This is a genomic window from Cognatiyoonia sp. IB215182 (genome assembly GCF_033963905.1).
In the GTDB taxonomy this organism is placed as follows: Bacteria; Pseudomonadota; Alphaproteobacteria; order Rhodobacterales; family Rhodobacteraceae; genus Yoonia.
This window is the reverse complement of record NZ_JAXBMB010000043.1, coordinates 1-6,259: the sequence shown is the minus strand read 5'-3', so window position 1 is coordinate 6,259 and position 6,259 is coordinate 1. Positions and strand designations below refer to the sequence as shown.

General features: G+C 56.9%; 4 protein-coding genes and 1 pseudogene. 1 reads left to right on the top strand and 4 read right to left on the bottom strand.

All coding sequences use genetic code 11. The features are described 5' to 3' along the window. From SLH47_RS26020 to SLH47_RS26010, 3 genes and pseudogenes are all read right to left on the bottom strand, one after another. Window positions 1–1,574, bottom strand: a pseudogene (locus SLH47_RS26020) (hypothetical protein); the annotation flags it as partial. Window positions 1,575–2,425: 851 nt separating this feature from the next. Further along, the gene (locus tag SLH47_RS26015; protein WP_320244027.1) at window positions 2,426–2,761 is read right to left on the bottom strand and encodes a hypothetical protein; all 336 of its coding nucleotides are present in this window, start codon (window positions 2,759–2,761) and stop codon (window positions 2,426–2,428) included. A gap of 14 nt (window positions 2,762–2,775) precedes the next feature. Beyond that, entirely contained in the window at window positions 2,776–4,062 is a 1,287-nt protein-coding gene (locus SLH47_RS26010) for an ATP-binding protein (protein WP_320244026.1), read from the bottom strand. Between the two features lie 478 nt (window positions 4,063–4,540). Here SLH47_RS26010 and SLH47_RS26005 point away from each other — a divergent pair, with 478 nt between their 5' ends. Further along, complete coding sequence (locus tag SLH47_RS26005) at window positions 4,541–5,608, top strand: integrase (protein WP_413785688.1); 1,068 nt, start codon at window positions 4,541–4,543, stop codon at window positions 5,606–5,608. A gap of 5 nt (window positions 5,609–5,613) precedes the next feature. On the opposite strand, the gene SLH47_RS26000 is transcribed toward SLH47_RS26005, so the two are convergent. Then, window positions 5,614–6,259, bottom strand: a 646-nt coding sequence (locus SLH47_RS26000; protein WP_320244024.1) for an autotransporter outer membrane beta-barrel domain-containing protein, incomplete at its 5' end; no start/stop codon positions are given.

Here is a 6,259-nt window from a genome sequence, read left to right as displayed (position 1 = left end):
AGCGCCACGTGCTCCCAGTTGAGGAAGTTCTCCTCTGTCCTGCTGATGATCTGACCACGCAAGATCAGCCGATCATTATCACCCGCACCACCATCAATACGGCCAGTAACGTTTCCACCTGTCAGGATCAGGAAATCATTACCCGCCCCAAAGACAATATCGCCAGTGATTATCCCTGCCGAGGTGACCACCGCAGCGCCACCCTCGACCTGTATCGCAACGCCAGATGCCCCCGCAGTCACAGTGGCGGTGCTGGCGATATTAATCCTCCCACGGCGGGCGCTGTCGCTCGATATCGTTCGGATCGCTGCACCGTTTTCAGCTCCGCCCCTCACAAACCCGGCCACCTCTACATCAAAACTTCCAGTACCACCCTCAAACGCAGTCGCACGGATCCCGTCAGAGCCGTTTCCAGAAACCGTTACAATGGCACCCGCGCCCAGACTGACAATCGCTTGCCCATCTCTCGTTGTCGCCTGAACCCCGTGAGCTTCTGCCCCCTCCGTGGTGATTGTCCCGTCCTTTATCTGAGCAACTCCAGTGCCAAAGCCTCTGCTGCGCGCAAAAACCCCATGTGCACCTTCACCGGTCGTCTTGACATGCCCTCCGTTCATGCGCGCGGTCGCTGTGGATGCTTCAGTTTCACGACCCGAGTGTCTGAACAGCGCATAAATCCCCTCAGACTCTTCCCCTTGCGTGAGGATCGTCCCACCGTCCATCTGAGCAAGCACATCACCGGAGAAGGAATGGTTCGCCACAAGCCCGTTGGAGCGGTAAGCGCTCGTCCTAACATCCCCTTTGATCATGTGAGCCGTCACGTTTCTGCCAAGACCCGTCGCATAAATCCCGTGATTATCACTATTGCCCGTACCCGACTCTATCGAACTGGTGACGATTACCCCACCGGTCATCCGAGCAAGCGTTGCACCACTGCTATGGCTGGTCGCATAAAGTCCGATACCCCCATTCGCAGTGACTGTGCCGTCTGTCATTTCGGCCGTCGCGTCGGCTTGGCTCTCAAAGTTCCTAATGCTCGCTTGAAGCCCGTAAGCTGTGAACTGATCCGTAGTAACGTCAATCTCGCCGCCACTCATTTGCACAGTGACAGCGCCATCCCCTTCGGTGTAAGCACGAAGCCCGTAGGCACGTTCAACAACTCCACCAATTACTCTACCAATCGTCTTGACCTCTCCGTCTCGCATTTGCACCGTAATATGACCTTTACTTCCACTCGCGCCCTGCACGATCGCCCCGAGTCCGGCCACCTCAATGGCAGGGTCATCAAGGATCAGAGTAAGCCCATCTGATCCGGTATAGGTGATGCCATCAGTGTAGTTGGGGTAGCTAGGATCGCTAGCACCACATGTGACGGTGCCTTGGCCAACCTCGTCCGTCCCACACTCATTGGCGGCCTGTGCTGCGTTGCCAGTCAACAACACCGCAGCAGTTGCAACCACCGACAAACCCGGCGCAATACTCGCCACGCGCCCCTTGATCTTGGTCAAGCGGCCACCTCGAACAGAGACGTTAAACGGGCGAAGGGCGGGCTGGGTGTCTGAGGACTGGTTGGTCATTGTGAAACTCTCCTGTGAGGGACTTGAGCACAATCGAGGCAAGGCACCGCCCTGCCCGTCAGGCGGTCAGTGGGGTGGCAGAATTGCGGGCATCAGCCGGGGGCGTTGTTTGAGCCTCAACCGGAAGCGAGTCACGATCGGCAATTGGCCGCGTTGCTTTCGTGCCGTCCGTTCTGATTGTGGAGAAAAGTTTAAAGGCGTTGCTGCTGATCTCGTACCGGTGACCGCCAGATCGCGCGTCACTGGAAGCGAGTACAACCGCATCAGGCCATCCAGGCCGGAAGCCGTGATCAAACCGTCAATTAATCCGCTGGCAATGGCCGGGCTGCAGCCGGATGTCAGATTGTCAGGAAGCGGAAACCGGTGAGTGCTACTGCCTACGCCAGAGCGCAGCGCCTGATAAGCTGATAAGCTGATAAGCTGATAAGCTGATAAGCTGATAAGCTGATAAGCTGATAATACGGCAGCTTCACCACAAGCGCAAGTAACATATTGAATTTATTGCGGATATTTGTGATTTTTCTATCAAGCATGCGGTGGGCGAGCCATTCGTTTCCTGCCCAACACTAGAACCCGCTTACTGTATTGGGAAATACTCCAATCCTATATTTGAATAGACATTGGTTATTGCTCCTGCATGGCGACGCGCCATCGCAAACCACCACTTTCCGCGCTGTAAACCTAATTGCCAGTGACCAAGATCTTCTTCGCTAACATCAGCTCCTAGGCTCCTTATCCTGAACCGTTAAGGAGATCGTTCCCCACTCCTTATACCAATTTGCTTCGCTTCTAAGCTCGTTAAGGAATCACGAGTCCTTCCGACTTCAACTGCTCCAGATTAGCGGCACATTCTAGTGGGTTGTCGTGTTTGAAGTCAGCGCCAGCATCTTTGTGACTGATCGGCATTTTTGCTTATCTTTCTCCCAAGGCACGCAGGCGGCATGCGCTTCTTGGGCCTTCTTAAGAGCCTTTCCAGGGTCGTTTTTGAGTTCTTGAATCACCTTGAAACAATCCATTGGGCGTCCAGCAAAATGCAGCGTAACTGAGACCCTAGTGGTCCATCCGCGCTTCAAATCTCCAGCAGCATAAACACCACAATAGCCGTTGTCGTCTGTCCCCCAATGTGTAAGGCCCGTGGTGTTTTTTTCTGCGCCGCTACTTGGGCCAGATCCCTTATGGTGCCGCATCTACTTTGGCATTTCTAGAAGTCGATTTCGCTCCAAAGCGCGCTGAGCGGTATAGCAAAGTTGCCATCTCCGAAGGTGAGCTTTTCCTGCCCTTGGTACAGCACGATACTGCTTACCTTGCGCCCCCTTCCCGGCCCGTCGCTTCCAAACCACTTCAGGTGCTTGAAATCGTCGGCTGCTACAGCTGCCGCTGACTTGACCTCAACACAGACAAGCCGATGCCCTCCGTCGATCAAAATGTCGATTTCACGTCGATCGGCGCTGCGCCAGTGATAGAGCCGATAGTCCTCGTCTTGCATTGGCAAGGCACGTTGAAACTCGCCAACCACGAAGCTTTCCAATAGGCCACCCAGTGCTTCTGGAGTGTTGCCTATCTCGAACGATCTCTCGTTCATCCGACGAAGCGCACTTGCAATTCCACAATCCACAAAATGGAACTTCGGTTGCTTGATATCACGCTTACGCTCGCCTGGCATCCACGCGCTCAGTTTGGTGAGCATTGAAAGCCGCATGAGAATATCGAGATACTGATCAACTGTCTCGCGTTTGAGTTTCGCCAGCTTTGCCAATTCGGACGTGTTGAGTTCCTGCGCCGTGCGCGCAGCCATCTGGTCAATCAGAAAGCGGAGCGCGTCAGGCTTGCGAATGGGCATGATGTCGGCCACATCTCGATCGACGACGGCATCGACATAGTCGCGATATTGGCGCTGCCTTGATCGCAAGGGCAGTTCACGTGTTTCAGGGTAGCCACCGGCAAGTATGAGATCGACATAATCCTTGCGGGCCAATGGCGCTGGATCTTTGACTTGCGCTAGCGATGGGGCATCCTGCATTGCCCAGTCAATCAAACGGCTAACTGGCGACCGATTGATCTCGGCCACTGACAAGGGCCAGAGCTTGAGGGTCCGCATTCTGCCAGCCAGCGAGTCTGCGACATCTGCTGTTGTGAAGACATTGGATGACCCGGTTAGAACAAATTGACCCTTTCGGCGATTACGGTCCACGATCTTCTTGATGGCGAGCGCAAGCTTTGATGATCTTTGTGCCTCATCAATGATGATTGGCCCTGTGCCCTGGTCTTCCGAAAGGCTTGCAAGCTGACCCTCGGGATCTGCGTCAATGGCCGCTAAAACCGCCGCATCATCCAGTGTCACGAAACGGCCTTCTTGAAACAGGTCACGAACGAGTGTTGTTTTTCCGACCTGTCGTGGCCCGACAAGGTTCACGACGCGTGCGGACTTTAGGGCATCTTGCAATTCCCACGTCAGGTGGCGCGGTAGGTATTCGTCTTGTTTTGTCATCTCACAGGATGCCTAGTAGCGATGTCACGAATTGTCCATTATAGATTCAACTATTTGTCCGGTAGGCGCCTCACGAAAACGCCGCTACAGCCAATTTATCAGGATGCTCCCGATCCGGCAGATCCTGCAGGGACTCCAGGTCGAAGGCCATAAAGAACTCCACCGTTGCCTCAGGTAGTCTCGATGCAGGCACTGCATCGCGACTGGTCGCGCGACCGCGCGTTTCCAGGACAGGATGACTTCCGCAGTCGGACCCGGGCAGTAGTCGGGCTGCAAAAACGCCACATCTTCAGGGGTTTCTGCCTACCCTGAGGTAACCGCAACCCAGCAGTTGCAGTAGGCTGGGGAGTTCGTTCGAGATGGCTATCGCATGACCGCGCTTTGGTCGAAAATATGATGTGCAAACCGTCTGACCCTAAAGTTCATCTTCATGTCCAATAACTACATTACCGGACTTATATGTGATACGCTCGGAAACATGAGCCAGGTACCTGAAAACCAGCCTCCAGAAGCCGAGAAATCGATCTCAATGTCCCGTGATGCGATGAATGATGCGCAGCACGACGAGAGAGACGCGCAAACCGGCGAGGAAATCGCCCTTCCGTCTCACTTGGCTAGGTCCGGTACCCTTGACAGCCCCGTCGACACCGCCCGCCACTACGCCAGAGCCGTGGCAGCAGAGAACACCAGCAAGGCCTACGCAGCCGACTGGAAACACTTCACCCGTTGGTGCCGGTTGAATGGCATGGAACCCATGCCCCCATCGCCAGAAATGATCGGGCTCTATCTGACTGATCTGGCAGCGCCAACAGGCCCCTCCCCTGCCCTATCGGTCTCGACAATCGATCGTCGTCTCTCCGGACTTTCCTGGAACTATGCGCAGCGCGGATTCTCGCTCGATCGAAAGGATCGCCACATCGCCACCGTTCTTGCCGGGATCAGACGCAAGCGCGCGCGACCGCCGGTGCAGAAGGAAGCGATCCTGCCCGGGGACATCATCGCCATGGTGGCCACCCTGTCCTTCGACCTGCGCGGGCTCAGGGACCGCGCTATCCTGCTTCTGGGCTATGCTGGCGGGTTACGTCGCTCCGAGATTATCAGCCTTGATGTGGGCAAGGATGACACGTCGGATTCAAGCGGCTGGATTGAGATCCTCGACGATGGCGCAGTGCTGACGCTCAATGCCAAGACTGGCTGGCGCGAGGTGGAAATCGGGCGCGGGTCATCTGATCAAACCTGCCCCGTCCACGCCTTGGAACAGTGGCTGCAGTTCGCGAAGATCGACTTCGGGCCGGTCTTCGTGCGCACCTCGCGCGACGGGAAACGCGCCCTCAACGTACGGCTCAACGACAAGCACGTGGCGCGGCTGATCAAAGCGACCATTCTCAAAAGCGGCATCCGCGCTGAGCTGCCCGAAGCCGAACGGCTCGCCCTCTTCTCCGGCCAATCCCTGCGCGCGGGCCACGCCTCTGCCGAAATGACCCGGCGTAACCAGCGTCGCCGAGATCACTTCCGCATAAACCTCACAAAAGCCGCTGGGCTGTGATCCTCTTAGAACACCACTTTGAGGCCTGCGCTTGCGCTGAGGGCGCTGGTGTCGCCCGCATTGCTGAGCCCGGTGGCATAGGAGGCTTCGCCAAACAGATCCACACGCTCGCTCAGGACATAGCTACCGCCAAGACCAGCTCCAAGCGTCCAGGGCTCACGCTCCGTCGTCAGCGACGTGCCCGCCACCTCCACCTCACTGCCCGCACCAAACTCATGGTACAGGTTCACAATGCCATAAAGGCCACTCTCCCCACGCTCCTGCGCCGCGACCTCAAGCCCAAGCCGCAGCTGCTGGCTGGTCGCATCGCTCAGCGCGACCGCCTCCTGGTGCGCCTCACTCGTGAAGTCACTGAACGTCACCGACGACAGGCTCAGCTGGGATTGCGGGGTCACCGTCAGCCGCGTGCCCAGATCAAGCTGCTGTCCCGCCTCCAGCGACAGCGCATAGCCCGTCCCGCTGTTGCCCTCCGTCAGGGTCCCGAGCCTGTCCGCGGTCAGGTCGCTGGTGTAGGAGGTCAGCGTCACCTGCCCGTCAACATAGAACCGGCGCGCATCATACCACGTGGCGGCCAGCCCAAGGCCCAGGCCACTGGTCTCGATCGACCCGTCCCCCAGGTCAGAGCTGACATCCGTACTGCCCGTCCCGTAG

Excerpts from the sequence above, each read along its gene's own strand:
- SLH47_RS26015 (WP_320244027.1), bottom strand. The coding sequence starts at position 2,761 with ATGCGGCACCATAAGGGATCTGGCCCAAGTAGCGGCGCAGAAAAAAAC.
- SLH47_RS26005 (WP_413785688.1), top strand. The coding sequence starts at position 4,541 with ATGAGCCAGGTACCTGAAAACCAGCCTCCAGAAGCCGAGAAATCGATC.
- SLH47_RS26010 (WP_320244026.1), bottom strand. The coding sequence starts at position 4,062 with ATGACAAAACAAGACGAATACCTACCGCGCCACCTGACGTGGGAATTG.